The organism is Mesorhizobium sp. NZP2298 (assembly GCF_013170825.1).
In the GTDB taxonomy this organism is placed as follows: Bacteria; Pseudomonadota; Alphaproteobacteria; order Rhizobiales; family Rhizobiaceae; genus Mesorhizobium.
This window is the reverse complement of the sequence record NZ_CP033365.1, coordinates 5,044,953-5,062,529: the sequence shown is the minus strand read 5'-3', so window position 1 is coordinate 5,062,529 and position 17,577 is coordinate 5,044,953. Positions and strand designations below refer to the sequence as shown.

At 62.6% G+C, this 17,577-nt stretch carries 17 protein-coding genes; 9 read left to right on the top strand and 8 right to left on the bottom strand.

Translation table 11 applies throughout. The features are described from left to right. Positions 1–45 precede the first annotated feature (45 nt). From EB231_RS24550 to EB231_RS24535, 4 genes are all read left to right on the top strand, one after another. Entirely contained in the window at positions 46–1,233 is a 1,188-nt protein-coding gene (locus EB231_RS24550) for an amino acid ABC transporter permease (protein ID WP_172351092.1), read from the top strand. Between the two features lie 4 nt (positions 1,234–1,237). Further along, a complete protein-coding gene (locus EB231_RS24545; protein WP_172351091.1) occupies positions 1,238–2,395 on the top strand; it encodes an amino acid ABC transporter permease in 1,158 nt (385 codons plus the stop codon). A 79-nt stretch (positions 2,396–2,474) separates the two neighbouring features. Then, on the top strand, positions 2,475–3,224 hold the full coding sequence (locus tag EB231_RS24540) for an amino acid ABC transporter ATP-binding protein (protein ID WP_031240865.1): 750 nt from the start codon (positions 2,475–2,477) through the stop codon (positions 3,222–3,224). Between the two features lie 100 nt (positions 3,225–3,324). Continuing rightward, on the top strand, positions 3,325–3,990 hold the full coding sequence (locus EB231_RS24535; RefSeq protein WP_172351090.1) for a TIGR02117 family protein: 666 nt from the start codon (positions 3,325–3,327) through the stop codon (positions 3,988–3,990). 128 nt (positions 3,991–4,118) lie between these two features. On the opposite strand, the gene EB231_RS24530 is transcribed toward EB231_RS24535, so the two are convergent. Together EB231_RS24530 and EB231_RS24525 are read right to left on the bottom strand one after the other, a co-directional pair. After that, positions 4,119–5,357, bottom strand: a complete 1,239-nt coding sequence (locus EB231_RS24530; RefSeq protein WP_172351089.1) for an FAD-dependent monooxygenase — start codon at positions 5,355–5,357, stop codon at positions 4,119–4,121. A 19-nt stretch (positions 5,358–5,376) separates the two neighbouring features. Further along, entirely contained in the window at positions 5,377–5,622 is a 246-nt protein-coding gene (locus EB231_RS24525; protein ID WP_056563026.1) for a zinc-finger domain-containing protein, read from the bottom strand. Positions 5,623–5,765: 143 nt separating this feature from the next. Here EB231_RS24525 and EB231_RS24520 point away from each other — a divergent pair, with 143 nt between their 5' ends. Then, complete coding sequence (locus EB231_RS24520) at positions 5,766–7,967, top strand: RNA degradosome polyphosphate kinase (RefSeq protein WP_172351088.1); 2,202 nt, start codon at positions 5,766–5,768, stop codon at positions 7,965–7,967. Next, entirely contained in the window at positions 7,967–9,502 is a 1,536-nt protein-coding gene (gene ppx, locus EB231_RS24515; protein ID WP_172351087.1) for an exopolyphosphatase, read from the top strand. The genes EB231_RS24520 and ppx overlap by 1 nt, the downstream gene beginning before the upstream one ends. Positions 9,503–9,523: 21 nt before the next feature. On the opposite strand, the gene EB231_RS24510 is transcribed toward ppx, so the two are convergent. The 4 genes from EB231_RS24510 to EB231_RS24495 all read right to left on the bottom strand — a co-directional run bounded on the left by EB231_RS24510 (position 9,524) and on the right by EB231_RS24495 (position 12,999). Further along, complete coding sequence (locus tag EB231_RS24510; protein ID WP_172351086.1) at positions 9,524–9,946, bottom strand: DoxX family protein; 423 nt, start codon at positions 9,944–9,946, stop codon at positions 9,524–9,526. A 154-nt stretch (positions 9,947–10,100) separates the two neighbouring features. Continuing rightward, the gene (locus EB231_RS24505; protein WP_172351085.1) at positions 10,101–10,523 is read right to left on the bottom strand and encodes a DoxX family protein; all 423 of its coding nucleotides are present in this window, start codon (positions 10,521–10,523) and stop codon (positions 10,101–10,103) included. 176 nt (positions 10,524–10,699) lie between these two features. Then, positions 10,700–12,097 carry a class II fumarate hydratase gene (fumC, locus tag EB231_RS24500; RefSeq protein ID WP_172351084.1) on the bottom strand — a complete coding sequence of 466 codons (1,398 nt, stop codon included), beginning with the start codon at positions 12,095–12,097 and terminating at the stop codon, positions 10,700–10,702. Positions 12,098–12,225: 128 nt separating this feature from the next. Then, on the bottom strand, positions 12,226–12,999 hold the full coding sequence (locus EB231_RS24495; protein ID WP_172351083.1) for an SDR family NAD(P)-dependent oxidoreductase: 774 nt from the start codon (positions 12,997–12,999) through the stop codon (positions 12,226–12,228). Between the two features lie 150 nt (positions 13,000–13,149). On the opposite strand from EB231_RS24495, the gene EB231_RS24490 reads away from it, so the two are divergent. After that, a complete protein-coding gene (locus EB231_RS24490; protein ID WP_172351082.1) occupies positions 13,150–14,157 on the top strand; it encodes a glycosyl transferase family 90 in 1,008 nt (335 codons plus the stop codon). 54 nt (positions 14,158–14,211) lie between these two features. Here EB231_RS24490 and betI read toward each other — a convergent pair whose 3' ends face one another. Then, on the bottom strand, positions 14,212–14,850 hold the full coding sequence (gene betI / locus EB231_RS24485) for a choline-binding transcriptional repressor BetI (RefSeq protein WP_172351081.1): 639 nt from the start codon (positions 14,848–14,850) through the stop codon (positions 14,212–14,214). A gap of 81 nt (positions 14,851–14,931) precedes the next feature. Here betI and choX point away from each other — a divergent pair, with 81 nt between their 5' ends. Then, positions 14,932–15,870: a choline ABC transporter substrate-binding protein gene (gene choX, locus EB231_RS24480; protein ID WP_172351080.1), complete on the top strand. Its 939-nt coding sequence runs from the start codon at positions 14,932–14,934 to the stop codon at positions 15,868–15,870. Further along, positions 15,867–16,697 carry an alpha/beta fold hydrolase gene (locus EB231_RS24475; RefSeq protein ID WP_172351079.1) on the top strand — a complete coding sequence of 277 codons (831 nt, stop codon included), beginning with the start codon at positions 15,867–15,869 and terminating at the stop codon, positions 16,695–16,697. Before choX ends, EB231_RS24475 begins: the two co-directional genes overlap by 4 nt. Here EB231_RS24475 and EB231_RS24470 read toward each other — a convergent pair. Then, the gene (locus EB231_RS24470; RefSeq protein WP_172351078.1) at positions 16,694–17,473 is read right to left on the bottom strand and encodes an NIPSNAP family protein; all 780 of its coding nucleotides are present in this window, start codon (positions 17,471–17,473) and stop codon (positions 16,694–16,696) included. The two genes, EB231_RS24475 and EB231_RS24470, sit on opposite strands and share 4 nt — an antisense overlap. Positions 17,474–17,577: the final 104 nt, after the last annotated feature.

The following is a 17,577-nucleotide window of genomic DNA, read 5'->3' as shown; positions in this document are numbered from 1 at the left end:
GGCAGATACTCTGCCTTCCGGTTTCTCTTTCCAGGGGACGGTCACATGGCATCGCAGGAAGTTCTTCGCGAAGAGCCCAGCCGGGCTTCTCTTATAAACGATCCCAAAGTCCGCAGCGTTTTCTATCAATGCCTGGTCGTTGCTTTGCTGGTGTCGGGTGTCTGGTGGATAGTCCACAACACCATCGTGAACCTCACGAACCTTCACATCGCCTCCGGCTTCGGCTTTCTGAGGGGCCGCGCCGGTTTCGACATCTCGGACACGCCCATCGCCTACACGTCGGACTCCACCTATGGCCGGGCCATCATCGTCGGCTTGATCAACACGTTGATCGTCGCCTTTGTCGGCATCATCACCGCCACCATCATCGGTTTCATCGTCGGCATCGGCCGGCTGTCGAAAAACTGGCTGATCCAGAAGATCTGTACCGTTTATGTCGAGGTGTTCCGCAACATCCCGCCGCTGCTGGTCATTTTTTTCTGGTATTCCGGCGTGCTGGCCGTGCTGCCGGCGCCGCGTGACAGCTATCATCTGCCTTTCGGTTCCTTCCTCAACCAGCGCGGCTTCTATTTCCCGCGCGCTATCTGGGGTGACGGCTCCTGGCTGATTCTGGTGGGTCTGCTTGTCGGCATCGCCATGGCGTGGTTCGTCGCCCGCAAGGCGCATCAGCGCCAGATGGCGACCGGCCAGCAATTCCCGGTGTTCTGGACATCCCTGACGCTGATTGTCGGGCTGCCGCTGCTCGCCTACGCGCTGAGCGGCTTTCCGCTGACTTTCGATTTTCCCAAGCAGTCGACTTTCAACCTGAGCGGCGGTTTCGTCGTCAAGCCGGAGTTTCTGTCACTCTATCTGGCGCTGTCGTTTTATACCGCCGCCTTCATTTCCGAAATCGTGCGCGCCGGCATTCGCGGTGTCGCCAAGGGTCAGAGCGAGGCCTCGGCGGCGCTTGGCCTGCGTTCCGGCCAGGCGCTGCGGTTGGTGGTCGTGCCGCAGGCCATGCGCATCGTTATTCCGCCGCTGGCCAGCCAATATCTCAACCTGACCAAGAATTCCTCCCTCGCCATCGCCATCGGCTATCCCGACCTGACGGCGACGACCGGAACGGTGCTCAACCAGACCGGCCAGGCAGTGGAATGCGTGGTCATCATGATGGTGATCTATCTGGCCATCAGCATCCTGACCTCGCTGCTGATGAACTGGTTCAACGCCAAAATGGCGCTGGTGGAGAGGTAAGGACATGCAAGAACATGATATGTCCTGGGTTCGCACCGAAATGATGCTGGCGCAACCGGCGCCTGCCGGCGTCTCGGGCTTCAGTGCGTGGGTGCGCAGGAACCTGATCGCCTCGACGGGCGATACCATTATGACCATAATCGGTATCGCACTGGTGGTGATGATCCTCCCGCAGATCATCAACTGGGCCTTCATCAACGCTGTCTGGACAGGACCGAACCGGACCGTCTGTGCCACGGTAACGCAAGGCGGAATTCAGCCGGACGGCTGGTCTGGTGCCTGCTGGGCCTTTGTGAACGCCAAGTTCGGCCAGTTCATGTTCGGAACCTATCCGCTCGAGGAACGCTGGAGGCCGATTCTGGTTGGCATACTGCTCGTCGTGCTTATGGTGCCGATGCTGATCCCGAGCGTGCCGCGCAAGGGCCTCAACGCCCTGCTGCTGATTGTCGGGTTACCTGTAGTGGCGTTCTTCCTGCTGGTGGGCGGCGTGTTCGGTCTGGAACATGTCGAAACCGCGCGCTGGGGGGGCTTGCTGGTAACGCTGTCGCTATCTTTTGTGGCCATCGTCGTGTCGTTGCCGCTTGGCATCGTGCTGGCGCTTGGCCGGCGCTCCAAAATGCCGATCGTCAAGATGCTGTGCGTCATCTTCATCGAGGCCGTGCGCGGCATTCCGCTGATCACCGTTCTGTTCATGGCCAGCGTCATGCTGCCACTATTCCTGCCGCCGGGCGTCACCTTCGACAAGTACCTGCGCGCGCTGATCGGCGTGTCGCTGTTTGCGGCCGCCTATATGGCCGAAGTGGTGCGCGGTGGCCTGCAAGCGATTCCCAAGGGGCAATATGAGGGTGCCGATTCGCTCGGTCTCGGCTATTGGCAGAAGATGTATTTCATCGTCATGCCGCAGGCGCTGAAGCTGGTCATACCGGGCATCGTCAACACCTTCATTGGCATGTTCAAGGACACCAGCCTGGTCACCATCATCTCGATGTTCGACCTGCTTGGCATCGTCAAGCAGAACTTCTCCGACGCCAACTGGGCGACGGCGCAGACGGCCAAGTCCGGCCTGATCTTTGCCGCCTTCGTCTTCTGGCTGTTCTGCTTCGGCATGTCGCGCTATTCAATGTACACCGAACGCCGGCTCGACACCGGCCACAAACGCTAAACGAAAGACCAAGGGAACCCTGTCAATGGCCACCGAAAATGCCGTCAGCGCGGAAGAGATCAAGGTCAACGCCGCCAAGATGCACATCTCGACCACAGATGTCGCCATCGACATCATCGCCATGCACAAATGGTATGGCGAATTCCATGTGCTGAAGGACATCAATCTGAAGGTGATGCGCGGCGAGCGCATCGTCATCTGCGGGCCCTCGGGCTCCGGCAAGTCGACCATGATCCGCTGCATCAACCGGCTGGAGGAGCACCAAAAGGGCAAGATCATCGTCGACGGCAAGGAACTCACCAATGATCTGAAGAAGATCGACGAGGTGCGTCGCGAGGTCGGCATGGTGTTCCAGCACTTCAACCTGTTCCCGCATCTGACCATCCTGGAAAACTGCACGCTGGCGCCGATCTGGGTGCGCAAGACGCCCAAGAAGCAGGCCGAGGAAATCGCCATGCATTTCCTCAAGCGCGTGAAAATCCCGGAGCAGGCCAACAAGTATCCGGGACAGCTTTCAGGCGGCCAGCAGCAGCGTGTGGCGATCGCGCGTTCGCTGTGCATGAACCCGCGCATCATGCTGTTCGACGAGCCGACCTCGGCGCTCGACCCGGAAATGATCAAGGAAGTTCTGGAGACCATGGTGGGGCTCGCCGAGGAAGGCATGACCATGCTGTGTGTCACCCACGAAATGGGCTTTGCCCGCAAGGTCGCCAACCGGGTGATCTTCATGGATCAGGGCCAGATCGTCGAGCAGAACACGCCGGCCGAATTCTTCGACCATCCGCGCCATGAGCGCACGAAACTGTTCCTGTCGCAGATCCTGCACTGACCGGTTTCACACCGAGCGCAAGAGCCCGGCCGTAATGCGGCCGGGCTCTTTTGTTATGGGTCGGCTGATGCGATTGGCGGCAGAGCAGCGGGCGTCATCGATGAGAAAAGTCCTGCGTTTCCTTTCCATGTCGCTCGCCGTGATCGTGCTTGCAGCGGCCCTCGGCACGCTGGTGCCGCGCCCGCTCTGGCCGGCAGCATCCGCGGGCGAGGGCATGCGGCACATATTGGTGCTGAAGAATCCGATCCATACCGACATTGCCATCCCGGTGGACGATGCCGTGCGTCAGCGCTTTCATTTTCTGGTCGAAGCCGGCATCCCGGCCGATAGTCCGGAGGTGCGCTACATCGTCTTCGGCTGGGGAGGCCGCGCCTTCTATCTGGAAACACCGACCTGGTCCGAACTCAAAGCCGGTCCGGTGATGAAGGCGCTGACCCTCGATGCCTCGGTGATGCATGTCGATGTCGCCGGCGCCATCGCCGAACCACACCCGGATGTCGCGGGCTTCGACATTGACGGGAAGCGGTTCGCGGCGTTGCTCGATTTCATCCAGGCCAGTTTCCAGCAGGGACTGAACGGTCCGATCCATGTCCAGAACGCCGCTTATTCAAAATTCGACGGCTTTTTCGAAGCCAACGGCCATTTCAACGCGCTGGTCGGATGCAACACCTGGACCGCTGCCGCTCTGCGTACCGCTGGCCTGCGGACCGGCTGGTGGAACCCGCTGCCGGTGTCGCTGGGGTGGTCGATGCGGTTGTATAATTGAGACTCGGCAACGTTTCCAAGATGACGCCGGCGCCAAAGCCGCCAAAATCCCCCCAGTGGGGGAGATGTCCGGCAGGACAGAGGGAGGTGCTGTCCCGACAACCTATCGGGCTGACTTGTCTCGACGTCCTACCGCCTGACGACCTTCGGTTCCTCCCAGCCATAAAGCCAGTCGAGATCGGCCGCGAGCTTCTGCGCCGGCCGCGTCGCCAGCACCAGGTTGCGGGCCAGCGCCACCGGGCCTCGGGCGTGCCAGGCAAGCCGGTTGAACGCACCGCGTCTAAGCACCTTCTCCAGGCGCGGCCGCCGCAGATTCTCCCAGATGCTCAGGCTCTGTCGCGGATCGGCGGGGAAGTCGGCGACCAGAGTGGCAAGCGTCGCGGCATCCTCGATCGCCATCGCCGCGCCCTGTGCCGCGAATGGCGTCATCGCATGCGCGGCATCGCCGATCAGCGCAATGCCGGCCGGCGTTGTCCAGGGCTGTTTCTGTTCGACGGTATGCAACGGCCAGGTCAGCCACGGGCCGGCCATTTCCACCAGCTGCACAAGCCCTGGCGCGGTGCCGCGCATGGCGGCGGCGAGGATGCCGGGATCGGCATGGCCGGACCAGCCCTCGGCAATGCGCTCGCCTTTGGTGAAGGCGACGAGGTTGAATGCGTCGCCCTTGCTGACCGGATAAGCGACCATGTGGAAACCCGGATGCAGGAAAGTCGTGACGCAATCGGCTGCGCCGATCGCGGCGAAGGCCTGCCCGGCTCTGCTGTCGGAAGCGACGGTGGTGCGCCAGGCCAACTCTCCCGAAAAACGGTTTCTTGGCGATGCCATCCTTTTTGCGTCGACAAGCCCGCGCACAGAAGACCAGACGCCATCGGCGCCGACCAGCAAGGAGCCTTGTTCTTCCGCCGTCTTGCCGCCGATCTCGACGGTCGCCCTGACACCATGGCTGCCAGTCGCAATTCTTTGGACACGCGCCCCGAGGGTGAGATGGATATCAGGCATCTCGGCAACACGCGCCATCAGCGCGCTCTGCAGGTCGGCCCGGTGCGCGACGAGATAGGGAGCGCCCCAATGGTCTTCACCCGACTGCCCCAACGGCACATGCGCCAATGCCCGCAACGTCCTCGCATCCTTCAGCACCACGGCCTCCGGCCGCACCGCCGCCGGCAACAGCCGGTCGAGTACGCCGAGGTCACGCAGAATGCGTGTCGCGTTGGGGGAAAGCTGGAGGCCGGCCCCCACAGCTTCCAGGCGCGGCGCTTGCTCGAACACCTGCACGGGATAGCCGCGTCTAGCAAAAGCAAGTGCCGAGGTCAGCCCGGCGACGCCCGCTCCGGCGATGACGATTTGCCGGGAGCGCGTGTCTTCCATCAGGTCCGTCGCGAAGGAATCAGGCGGCTTGGTCGATGTAGAGGCAGCCGGCAGGTAGCGTTTCCGTCGCCTTCAGCTTTGGCGAATAGCGGTAGAGCGTCGAGCAATAGGGGCAGACCTTCTCATTGTCGTCGCCCATGTCGAGAAACACATGCGGGTGATCGAAAGGCGGGTTGGCGCCCGTGCACATGAATTCCCTGACGCCGATGTCAATCGCCGGATGGCCCGCATCGTTCTGGAAATGGGGAATGGAACCGCCTGCCATCGTCGTCTCCTTAACGCAGTCTCGCATGCATCTGGATCATAACAGGTCTCTTTGCAAGATCGATGAAATGAAACTGTCGCAAAAGCCTGTCAGAGGATAAGTTAAGCCGGTTAACCGGCTGAGCGGTGGAAAGAGCAGGAACCATGAACGAACTGAAGCCGGTGCAGAGCGAATTCATCAATGTCGAAGCGGCGAGCCCGGAAGGCGGCAATCCCGATCGTTTCGTCAATCGCGAGTTTTCATGGCTGCAGTTCAATCGCCGCGTGCTCGAGGAATCGCTGAACACCCATCATCCGCTGCTGGAGCGCGTTCGTTTCCTCTCGATCTCGGCTGCCAATCTCGACGAATTCTTCATGGTGCGGGTCGCAGGCCTCGCCGGCCAGGTCCGCGAGGGCATCGTGCTGAAGAGCCCTGATGGCCGCACTCCCGAACAGCAGCTCGAACAACTGCTGCGCGAGGTCGAACGGCTGCAGGAAGACCAGCAGAAGAGCCTTTCGGCGCTGACTGTGCTGCTCAACAAGGAAGGCATCGAGACCATCACCCGCGACGCTCTGACCAAGGACGAGAAGATCTGGTTGGAAGAGCATTTCCAGGACCAGGTGTTTCCGGTGCTCACCCCGCTGTCGATCGACCCGGCGCATCCGTTCCCGTTCATTCCCAATCTCGGCTTCTCGATGGCGCTGCAGCTTCGCCATCGCAAGAACGGCGAGGAAATGAGCGCGCTCCTGCGCCTGCCAGTGGCGCTGAAGCGCTTCATCCGTCTTCCGGATCGCAAGCACCATGTCCGCTTCATCCCGCTGGAAGAGGCGGTCGGGCTCTATATCGGCAAGCTGTTCCCCGGCTACGAGGTCAAGGGCTCAGGCACCTTCCGCATCATCCGCGACAGCGATATCGAGGTCGAGGAAGAATCGGAAGATCTGGTACGCCTGTTCGAGACCGCGCTGAAGCGCCGCCGTCGCGGATCGGTGATCCGCATCGAATTCGACAAGCTGATGCCTGGCGAATTGCGCGATTTCGTGGCCAGCGAACTCGGCGTGTCATCGAGCCGCATCAGCGTCCTGACCGGACCGCTGGCGCTCAGCCAGATCTCGGAGATCGTCGCCGTGCCCCGTGACGACCTCAAATTCACACCCTACAATCCGCGCTTTCCCGAGCGCATCCGCGAGCATGGCGGCGATTGCTTTGCCGCTATCCGCGAGAAGGACATCATCGTCCACCACCCCTACGAATCCTTCGACGTGGTGGTGCAGTTCCTGCGCCAGGCAATGGCCGACCCCGAAGTGGTGGCGATCAAGCAGACGCTTTACCGCACCTCCAACGACAGCCCGATCGTGCGCGCGCTGGTCGACGCGGCCGAGGCCGGCAAGTCGGTGACCGCACTGGTCGAGCTCAAGGCGCGCTTCGACGAGGAAGCCAATATCCGCTGGGCGCGCGACCTGGAGCGCGCCGGCGTGCAGGTCGTGTTCGGTTTCCTCGAACTTAAGACCCATGCCAAGATGTCGCTGGTGGTGCGGCGCGAGGATGGCAAGCTACGCAATTACGTGCATCTTGGCACCGGAAACTATCATCCGGTCACCGCGCGCATCTACACCGACCTGTCCTTCTTCACCACTGACCCGACGATTGCCCGCGACGTCGCGCAGCTGTTCAATTTCATCACCGGCTATGCCGAGCCGACCGCCGAAATGCGGCTGGCGATCTCGCCGTTCACGCTGCGGAACCGCATCCTGCAGCACATTTCCGACGAAGTCGCCCATGCACTGGAGGGCAGGCCGGCGCGCATCTGGATGAAGATGAACGCGCTTGTCGACCCGATCATCATCGACGCCCTCTATGATGCCAGCCGCGCCGGTGTCGAGATCGACCTCGTCGTGCGCGGCATCTGCTGCCTGCGGCCACAGGTGCCGGGCCTGTCGGAAAACATCAGGGTCAAATCGATCGTCGGCCGCTTCCTCGAGCACAGCCGTATCTACTGCTTCGGTAACGGCCATGGCCTGCCGTCGGACGAGGCGATCGTCTACATTTCCTCGGCCGACCTGATGCCGCGCAATCTCGATCGTCGCGTCGAGACCATGGTGCCGATCACCAATCCAACTGTGCATGAACAGGTGCTCGGCCAGATCATGCTTGGCAATATCATGGACAATCAGCAAAGTTTCGACGTATTGGCTGATGGAACCTCCCGGCGCGTGGTGCTGGAGGAGGGCGAGGAACCGTTCAACGCGCAGGAATATTTCATGACCAATCCGAGCCTGTCCGGACGGGGTGACGCGCTGAAGTCGCATGCGCCCAGGCGCATCGCGCAGTTCAAGCGCCGCAAGAAGAACGCCGCAGCGTCCACCTGATGCTGTCTGATTCCCAGGGCCGGCTGCAGGATCGCCGACCGCTGTCCATCATCGACATCGGGTCGAATTCGATCCGCCTCGTTGTCTATGAAGGGCTGGCGCGCTCGCCGACCATGCTGTTCAACGAAAAGATGCTGGCCGGTCTTGGCCGCGGCATCGTCTCGACCGGCAAACTCGACCCCGAGGCGGTGACGCGCTCGATGGAGGAGTTCCGCCGCTTTCGCGCGCTGTCCGACCAGGCCGGCGCCGAGCATATGTATGTCTTGGCCACCGCCGCCGCGCGCGAGGCGATCAACGGTCCCGATTTCATCCATCGGGCCGAGGACGTGCTCAAGACCGAGATCCGGGTGATCAGCGGGCGCCAGGAAGCTTATTATTCGGCGCTCGGCGTCATTTCCGGCTTCCATCCGGCCAATGGCATCGCCGGCGATCTGGGCGGCGGCAGCCTCGAACTGGTCGACGTCAGTGGCGAGGCGATCGGTGACGGCATAACGCTGCCGCTCGGTGGCCTGCGCCTGCAGGACATGGCAAAAAACTCGCTCACTCAGGCGCAGAAGATCGCGCGCGAAGAGCTTGCGCGGGCCAAGCTGCTGAAGGGCGGGCAGGGCCGGCCTTTTTACGCCGTCGGCGGCACCTGGCGAAACCTGGCCCGGCTGCACATGGAGATGACGAACTACCCGCTCGGCGTCATGCACCATTACGAGATATCAGCCGACAGTGCGGCGAACTTTCTCAAGCAGGTGGGCAAAGCCGAGATCGAGAAGGTCAAGGGGATCGAAGGCGTCTCGAAGAACCGCCGTTCGCTGCTGCCCTACGGCGCCATCGTCCTGCAGGAGATCATGGCGGCGATGCAGCCGTCGAAGATCATCGTCTCGGCGCTCGGTGTGCGCGAAGGCTTCCTATATTCGTTGCTCGACGAGGCGGAGCAGAAGGCGGATCCGTTGATTTCGGCGTCCGAGGAGCTCGCCCGGTTGCGTTCGCGCTCGGTCACCCATGCGCATGAACTGGTCGACTGGACGGCCAAATCCTTCGCTGCCTTCGGCATCGACGAGACCGAGGATGAGGCGCGCTACCGCCATGCCGCCGCACTGCTGGCCGATATCGGCTGGCGCGCGCATCCCGAGTATCGCGGCAGGCAATCGCTCAACATCATTGCCCATGCCTCTTTCTTCGGCGTCGACCATCCGGGCCGTGCCTTCCTGGCACTGGCCAACGCCTATCGTCACGACGGCATCTTCAACGAATCCATCGCGCCGGAAATCAAGGCGCTGGCGACGCCGCGCTACCTCGAGCGTGCCCGGGTGCTGGCGGCGATGATGCGCGTCGTCTATCTGCTGACGGCCTCGATGCCCGGCATCATGCCCAGGCTGAAATGGGAGCAGCGCGCCAATGGCGTGCTGGCGCTGGTGTTGCCGGCCTCGCTCTCGGACCTCTACGGCGAGCGGCCGGCCGGCCGGCTGGCGCAGCTGGCTCGGATCACCAACCGCAGGCTGGTGCTGGCAGTGGAAGGCGGGCCGAGCGTTTCGGTCAAATAGCGCGTTCCGGTGGATCGAGGCTCAGGTCGCGTCCGCACCGATGCCGAAACTGCGTCCGTCGGCCGACCAGGCTCCGGCACCGGCCATGGCCAGCGCCAGGAAGCCACCCGCGATCGCAATGTCCTTCATCAGCATCTGCTGGTGCAGGAAGGCGAGCGTCGCATCGTCAGCGCCCTGGCCGTAATGGCCGATGAAGCCGGCAACGACGCAGAAGGCCGCCAGCAGCAGCGCCACGATCCGCGTCTGGAAGCCGACGAGGACCAGCAATCCGGCGATCAGCTCGAACAGGCCCGTGCCCCAGGCGGCAAGGGGAGGCAGCGGCAGGCCGAGGCCGGCGAAATAACTGGTCGTGCCGGCAATGTTGGCGAGGGCCTGGAAGCCGGACGGTACGAACAGCACGGCAAACAGCAGTCGCGAAACCAGAAGCAATGCGTTGCGGGTCATGGCCACCTCCCTTGCCGGCGCCCGATTGGGCTCGAGCCGGCGCCGCGCAGTTTACGCCTGTGAGGCTAGAGCCGAAACCGAACTGGTTATTCCAGACAACGAAAAAGCGGCGCGGAAAATTCCGAGCCGCTTCTTTCACATAAGGAAAGGAGGATTAGCCGCGCTTGGCGTCGATGGAGTAGGCGCCGGCGCCCGATGAAGCCAGCAGCAGGAAGCCGCCGGTGATGGCGAGGTTCTTGAGAAACTGGATCATCTGCATCTGGTCGGCCCAGCCGGTGTGCGCGACCAGACCGGTGGCGACGGTGAAGACAGCGAGAACCCAGGCAGCGATCCTGGTCTGGAAGCCGACCAGTACGGCGAGGCCGCCAAGCAGTTCGATCAGACCGACGATGACGGCCGTTGCCGTTGGCGCCGGCAAGCCGAGGCCGCCGAAATAGGCCGCTGTGCCGGAGATGGCGGTGAGCTTGCCGAAACCGGAAAGCAGGAAAATAACCGCGAGCAGGATGCGGCCGAGGAGGATGGTGACAGAGCTGTTGGACGCGGCGCCGGCGCCGGCGGCTGAAGTGTTGATGGACATGGTGGCTCTCCGAATGGGTTGAATGACCCAGAGATAGACGATGCCGACTGTTCACCAAAGCCGCCTATCCGGCGACACATTGTTCACAGCCTATACATTCCCGTGATCGGGCAGTAGGCGTGAAATTCGTGTCGAACAGCGCGGCGACGGGAGTAAATTCTCCCGCCGAAAACACCTTATCCCGGATGCGTCATGTCCTCCGGCCGCACCAGCCGGTCATAGTCAGCCTCGCTGACCAGCCCGGTGGCCAGCGCTTCCTCGCGCAGCGTGGTGCCCTTCTTGTGCGCCGTCTTGGCGATCTTGGCGGCGTTGTCGTAGCCGATGGTCGGGGCCAGCGCCGTCACCAGCATCAGCGAGCGGTCGAGGGCCGCCTTGATGTTGTCCTCGCGGGCCTCGATGCCGACGACGCAATTGTCGGTGAAGGAGACCGACGCGTCGGCGAGGAGCTGTACCGACTGCAGGAAGTTGTAGGCCATCAGCGGATTGTAGACATTGAGCTCGAAATGGCCCTGGCTGCCGGCGAAGGTCACTGCGGCGTTGTTGCCGAACACCTGCACGCAGACCTGTGTCATCGCTTCGCACTGCGTCGGGTTGACCTTGCCGGGCATGATCGAAGAGCCAGGCTCGTTCTCCGGCAGTGACAATTCGCCAAGCCCAGAGCGTGGGCCGGAACCGAGGAAGCGGATGTCGTTGGCGATCTTGAACAGTGCGGCGGCAGCCGCGTTGATGGCGCCGTGCGAGAACACCATGGAATCGTGGGCGGCAAGCGCCTCGAACTTGTTCGGCGCGGTGACGAAGGCGATGCCGGTGATGGCGGCGATGCGATCAGCCACCCGCTCGGCGAAGCCGACAGGCGCATTCAGGCCGGTGCCGACGGCGGTGCCGCCCTGCGCCAGTTCCTGCAGGCCGGGCAGCGTCATTTCGATGCGCTTGATCGAGGAGGCGACCTGCGCCGCATAGCCGGAAAATTCCTGGCCGAGGGTGAGGGGAGTGGCATCCTGCGTGTGTGTGCGGCCGATCTTGATGATGTGATTGAAGGCCTTGGCCTTGGCGTCCAGCGCCTTGTGCAGGTGCTTCAGCGCTGGCAGCAAATCGTGCACGATGCGCTCGGCGCAGGCAATGTGCATGGCCGTCGGATAGGTGTCGTTCGAAGACTGGCTCATATTGACGTGGTCGTTGGGATGCACTGGCTTCTTCGACCCCATCACGCCGCCAAGCATCTCGATCGCCCGGTTGGAGATCACCTCGTTGGCGTTCATGTTGGACTGGGTGCCGGAGCCGGTCTGCCAGACCACCAGCGGGAAATGGTCGTTGAGCTTGCCGTCGATGACCTCTTGCGCGGCCGCGATGATCGCCTTGCCGATCGCCGGATCAAGCCGCTTAAGCTCCATGTTGGCTTCCGCCGCGGCCCGCTTGACGATGCCGAGCGCGCGCACGATCGAAGCCGGCTGCTTTTCCCAGCCGATCTTGAAATTCCCCAGGGAGCGCTGCGCCTGTGCGCCCCAATAGCGGTCGGCTGCAACCTCGATGGGGCCGAACGTATCGGTTTCGGTTCTGGTCTTTGGCGTGCTCACGGCAAGTCTCCGGTCTGTCGATTTGGGCAACGGCGTATCGCGTTGCACAATGGCCTTCAAGCGGAGATTGCGGGTGGTGCGAATGCAAATCGGTTGAAGATGGGCGCTTCTCCTTTCTCCGTGTGGCCTCATCCCGCCGTATAGCCTCCATCCACCGGGAAGACCCCACCGCTGGTCCACCCAGCCTCGTCGCTGGCGAGATATACCGCCATCCCGGCAAGGTCCTCGGGCCGGCCGATGCGGCCCAACGGATAGCTGCGTTCGACATAGGCAGCCAGTTCCGCCTTTGCCGCGGCTGGCAGGTTGTCGATGGTCTTGCGGCGCATGGCTGTGTTGACCGTGCCGGGCGTGATGGCGTTGACGCGGATGCCGCGCGGGCCGAGCTCGAAGGCAAGCGATTTGGTCAGCGAGTTCAACGCGCCCTTGGACAGGGAGTAGAGGCTGGACGGCCGCTTCGGGATCATCTTGTTGGCGAAATAGGAGGAGATGTTGATGACGGAGGCGCCAGCACCGAAATGCCGCAGCAGTCCCTGGGTGAGGAAGAAAGCGGCTGTCACATTGAGCGCGAAGGAGTGCTGGAATTGCGCCTCGCTGACGGTCTCGAATGGCACGAGATAGGCCACACCGGCATTGTTGACGAGAGCGTCGAGCGGCCGGCCGGAAGCTTTCACGTGTTCGGCAACCGCTGCGATGCCGGGGCTTGTGGCAAGGTCGGCCGACAATGTCTCCACGGTTGCGCCTGGGCCGGCCGCGGCCAGTTTGTCGCGCGCGGCTTCGAGCTTGCCGGCGTCGCGGCCGACGATCAGGACATCGGCTCCTTCGCGCAGGAACGCCTCGGAGATTGCCAGGCCGATGCCGTCCGAGCCGCCGGTCACCAGCGCACGCTTGTCTTGAAGCCTCATTTGGCGCTCCGAAGTTTTGGGTCGGGCCAGAGCACCGCATGGTCGCGGCCCGGGTCAAGCCGCGGGCCTATCCCACGGTATGAACTTCGTCAGGTGCCGATGCCGGGATTGTCTGCCCCTTGCATCCGCCGCGCCAACGGGATAGCCGCGTTGATCGAAACGAGCCGCGACGAGCGTCTTTTGAAAATGGCACCACTCAAGAACGGACCGAAAGCGCTTCCCATGGCTGTCGACGTCGTCGAGGTTGGCAGGCGCTTTCTGCCTGGGCTCAATCGCGGCGAGATACACTGCCGTTTCGAAGGCGGGACGCTCAAGGTGCGCTCCCGCGCTGCCTGGCTTGAGCGGCACGTGCAGGTCCTGACCTTGATCGCCGAGGCATTGGCGTCCCTGGGCGTCCAAAGCCTGCCGCCCTTCTATATGCTGCTCGGCGATACGCCGTCGCGCAGAAGGCATCGTTATTTCCGCACACGCTTTGCCTTCTCTCAAGCCGACGGCTATGGCGAGGTGGCCGCGCCTGATTTCGTTTTCGATGGCTGGCCGGACGCGAAGTTCGACGATTACGACCAGAAGACGCGGGCGATGGCTGCCGCCTCGGAAGAGCCGCCGCGCGATGACAGATTGTTCTGGGCGGGACGCTGCATGAACCATGCTCGCCATGCGATAGTCGAGATTGCAAAGGCGCGGCCGGATCTGCTTGAGGCCTACGACACCGAGCCGAACTACAACACCAGCATCAATCGGTATTCCGCGACCTTCAAGACAATGGAAGACCAGGTCGCTACCTACAGGTACATGATCGATGTCGAGGGCGCGGGCTACAGTGGCCGCTTCAAGATGCTGCTCCACACCAAACGGGTCGTGCTGTTGCAGGATCGGCCGTGGCGCGAGTGGTTCTTCGACGATATCGAACCGTTTCGCCACTATGTCCCGGTGGCGCGCGACCTGTCCGATCTGGCCGAACGCATAGAATGGCTGCGCGCCAATCCGAAACTGGAGGCCGAGATAGCCGCGGAGGCGCAGGATTTCGCCAGGACCCGCCTGACACGGGCGGCAGCGGTGGCGGCATGGGCGAGGCTTCTGAAGGATCACGCCGCCGCCGGCGGCAATCTGAAATCCGGCCTTGAGCGGCGCAACCGCGCGACCGGCTGGCCGCCCTGACGGCGCGCCCTTCGCTTGGCATGGAATTCCGGCCTGCCCAGAGGCCGGGCCGGCCTATGCGCTGACGGTCGCAGGCTGGTGCATGGCCAGCCGCGCGGCGACGAAATCCTTGACCTGGCGGATAGCCTGTTCGCGCGACACGCTGCCCGGCTCCAGGCCGAGCCGCAACCAAAGCCCGTCGATCAGCGCGGTGACGCCAAGCGCGATGTCGTCGGCAATTTTGGGCGAGGTGAGGCCGTGCAGACCGGACAACAGGTTCGAGCGCATGCGCGCGTGAAGCACCTTCTGGATACGCGCCAGCTTTTCGTCGCGCGGCACCTCGGCGCAGAGCGAAAGCCAGGCATGGCAAAGCGATGGCTGGAACAGATGCTCCTCGAAATTGCCATCGATCACCGCATCGAGGCGTTCCCTTGGCGTGCGCGCCTGGCGAAGCCGGGCGACCACAGCGTCGCGCAGCACGGCGTTGGCTTCCCGCATCGCATGTTCGAACAATTCCTGCTTGTTGCGGAAATAGTGCAGCACGATGCCCTTGGAGGCGCCGGCATGGGCGGCAACCTTTTCCAGGGTCGCGCCGGCAATGCCTTCGCGCTCCAGCACCGCGAAAGCGGCTTGCCGCAACTCTTTGCGGCGTATGTCACCGAGACGCTTGAGTTTCACGGGTTCGATCCAGGCATTGCGAATCCACGTTGACATCTTCGTCCGTCTAGATCAACTATTGACCAGCGGGACAATAAAAAGACCAATTGGTCAATTGAGGACAAGAGGAGAACCGGAATGTTGCGCATCCTTGCAAATGGCGTGTGCCTTGCCGCTTTGGTGCTGGCGTCTCACGCGGCCCGGGCGGCAGAGGCAGAAGAGTGCAAGACGGTTCGCATGGCCGAGCCTGGCTGGAACGATCTCGCCTTCACCACAAGGGTGGCCAACGTCCTGCTGCAAGCGCTCGGCTATCAGTCGCAGAGCGAAGTGCTCGGTATCAACGTCATCTACGAGGGCATGAAAAACAGGGATCTCGACCTGTTCCTGGGTTACTGGGATCCTGCGATGGTCACCTATTACGAGCCCTACAAGAAGGACGGCTCGATCGAGAATGTCCGCGTCAATCTCGTCGGCGCCAAATACACCTTCGCCGTACCGACTTATGTCTGGGAGGGCGGGGTCAAGGATGTTTCCGACCTGCACAAATTCGCCGACAAGTTCGGCAAGAAAATGTACGGCATCGAACCCGGATCCAATCAATTGATGATGGACGCCATTGCCGATCCGGCCTTCGGCCTTGACGGCTGGCACGTGGTCGAATCGAGCGAAGCGGGCATGCTCTCGGAGGTCGGCTATGAGATCAAGGAGAAGCAGTTCATCGTCTTTCAGGGCTGGGCTCCGCATCCGATGAACACGATGTACGATTTCAAATATCTGACTGGTGGGGACAAGTTCTTTGGCCCGAATTTCGGTGCCGCGACGGTGACGACGCAGGTGCGCAAGGGCTATCTGCAGCAATGTCCCAACGTCGCGCAGTTCCTGAAAAATCTCGCCTTCGACATCGATTTCGAGAATGTCGGCATGGGCTACCTGATCAATGACGGCATGAAGCCGGAGGACGGCGCACTGAAGGCGATCACGCTGAACAAGGACCGCCTCGACACCTGGCTCGCCGGCGTCACCACCTTCGACGGCAAGCCCGGCCTTGCCGCGGTCAAGGAGAAGCTCGGCCTGTGACGGCGGTCGACCTGAAGGCGACACCGGGTGCGGAGCAGGACGGCTGGGCCGGCCGCAAGCAATTCGTCAATCCCGGCGGCCTCGAGATCGCCTATGTCGAGATATCGGGCGCCGAGCCGGCGCTGGTTCTGGTGCATGGCTTCACCGACACCAGCCGCAGCTTTTCGCTGCTGGCGCCGCACCTGGCTGGCCGCCGGCTGATCATGCCCGACCTGCGCGGCCACGGTGCGTCGCCAGCGGGCAAGGGTTGCGGCATTACCGACTTCGCCGATGATATTGCCGGGCTGATCCGGCATCTCCAACTCGATCGGCCTGTTGTCGTTGGCCATTCGCTGGGCGCCATGGTGGCCATCGCTCTGGCTGCACGATACGCTGAACTCCTAGGGGGGCTGGTGCTCATGGCAGGCACGCTGAAGCCCGATCTCGCACACGACCATCCACTCGTTACGGGTGTCCAGGCCCTACGTGACCCGATATCGCCAGCCGACCCGTTCTATGACTGGTGGCATGCCTGCCGGCCCGATGTGCCCCAGCCGTTCTTAGCCGGCCTGGCGAAAGACGCATCGGCGATGCCCGCGGCGCGCTGGCGCGCCATTCTGGAAGAGATATGCCCGGCCGACCTGACCAGTGGGGCACAGGCAGTGCGGACCCCAACGCTGATCATCGCCGGCGCGTGCGACCCGCTGTTCGGCAAGGCGCACCAGGAGGCGCTGTTGCGCAGCCTAGCGGGGGCGAGACTCGTGCGTGCCGAGGCGTGTGGCCACAACCCGCATTGGGAGGATCCGGCCTTCGTTGCCGGGGCCATCATCGAGGCATTGGGAGCCTAGAGGCTCGGCCCGACCAACGATCGCGAAGTAGGCGAGAGCCGCAGAGTCTCCGTTGGTTTGGTCAGGTCGAGCTCAGCTGCCTGCCAAAAGGCCCGCCAGTTCGGCGACGCGGCCAGGACGGCTTCATGGCGGGCATGCGCCTCGGCGTCGAAGCCGGTAACGGAAATAAAGACGTTTTCGCTCGCCCGCACGGGCAGGCGCGGGAAGCTGTTTTCGGCATGCTCCGTGGTAAAAGCGGCGAGGAGGCGGACGCCGGAGGCGTTCATCATGGGTACCGCCTCGGCCTTGAAGCGACTGGCGAAGTCGGTCTCCACGCCTGGCCGCAGATGATGAATCCGGATGACAACAATGCCAGCCAGCGGTTTGTTTTGAATTGGCTTTTCGCCCGTGGCCCAGGCGGCGCGCTGCGTTCCAGAGAGGTCGAACCCGGCGCCCGGCCATGCCGGCTTCAGCAGCAACACGTCGTCGGAATCGATCATCGTCGCATTGGCCACGTCACGGTGCGCGGCCCAGACCGGCCCGCCGTAAAAGGTGGCCAGGGCCTCCTTGCGGGTGTCCATGCTTTCGAAACCGCGCAGCCAGACGAACATGTCGGCACGGTCCAGGTCGCGAAACTGGCCGATGATGACCATGCCAGTCGCCTCCTGGCTCTCGATGAACTCCCGGTCGAAAAGGGCAATCAGCGTTTCACGCTGCCCTGGCTTCAATGTGTATTGCCTCAACTCGACGACGGGCGAGGCGAGCACCTTCATGGGAAGTTCGAGGCGCGGATTCATCGGTAGTCTCCAGAAACAGGGTGATCGTCCTGTTTATAAACAGACCGGTTGTCCTGTTTTGTCAACATGCTATTGTCCGGTAATGTCAGCAGAGATGACCACCC

What these genes read in the sequence shown, in the direction of transcription:
- EB231_RS24550 (WP_172351092.1), top strand. Translation starts at nt 46, where the DNA reads ATGGCATCGCAGGAAGTTCTTCGCGAAGAGCCCAGCCGGGCTTCTCTT.
- EB231_RS24545 (WP_172351091.1), top strand. Translation starts at nt 1,238, where the DNA reads ATGCAAGAACATGATATGTCCTGGGTTCGCACCGAAATGATGCTGGCG.
- EB231_RS24525 (WP_056563026.1), bottom strand. Translation starts at nt 5,622, where the DNA reads ATGGCAGGCGGTTCCATTCCCCATTTCCAGAACGATGCGGGCCATCCG.
- ppx (WP_172351087.1), top strand. Translation starts at nt 7,967, where the DNA reads ATGCTGTCTGATTCCCAGGGCCGGCTGCAGGATCGCCGACCGCTGTCC.
- EB231_RS24535 (WP_172351090.1), top strand. Translation starts at nt 3,325, where the DNA reads ATGAGAAAAGTCCTGCGTTTCCTTTCCATGTCGCTCGCCGTGATCGTG.
- EB231_RS24530 (WP_172351089.1), bottom strand. Translation starts at nt 5,357, where the DNA reads ATGGAAGACACGCGCTCCCGGCAAATCGTCATCGCCGGAGCGGGCGTC.
- EB231_RS24540 (WP_031240865.1), top strand. Translation starts at nt 2,475, where the DNA reads ATGCACATCTCGACCACAGATGTCGCCATCGACATCATCGCCATGCAC.
- EB231_RS24470 (WP_172351078.1), bottom strand. Translation starts at nt 17,473, where the DNA reads ATGAATCCGCGCCTCGAACTTCCCATGAAGGTGCTCGCCTCGCCCGTC.
- EB231_RS24505 (WP_172351085.1), bottom strand. Translation starts at nt 10,523, where the DNA reads ATGTCCATCAACACTTCAGCCGCCGGCGCCGGCGCCGCGTCCAACAGC.
- EB231_RS24495 (WP_172351083.1), bottom strand. Translation starts at nt 12,999, where the DNA reads ATGAGGCTTCAAGACAAGCGTGCGCTGGTGACCGGCGGCTCGGACGGC.
- choX (WP_172351080.1), top strand. Translation starts at nt 14,932, where the DNA reads ATGTTGCGCATCCTTGCAAATGGCGTGTGCCTTGCCGCTTTGGTGCTG.
- EB231_RS24510 (WP_172351086.1), bottom strand. Translation starts at nt 9,946, where the DNA reads ATGACCCGCAACGCATTGCTTCTGGTTTCGCGACTGCTGTTTGCCGTG.
- betI (WP_172351081.1), bottom strand. Translation starts at nt 14,850, where the DNA reads ATGTCAACGTGGATTCGCAATGCCTGGATCGAACCCGTGAAACTCAAG.
- EB231_RS24520 (WP_172351088.1), top strand. Translation starts at nt 5,766, where the DNA reads ATGAACGAACTGAAGCCGGTGCAGAGCGAATTCATCAATGTCGAAGCG.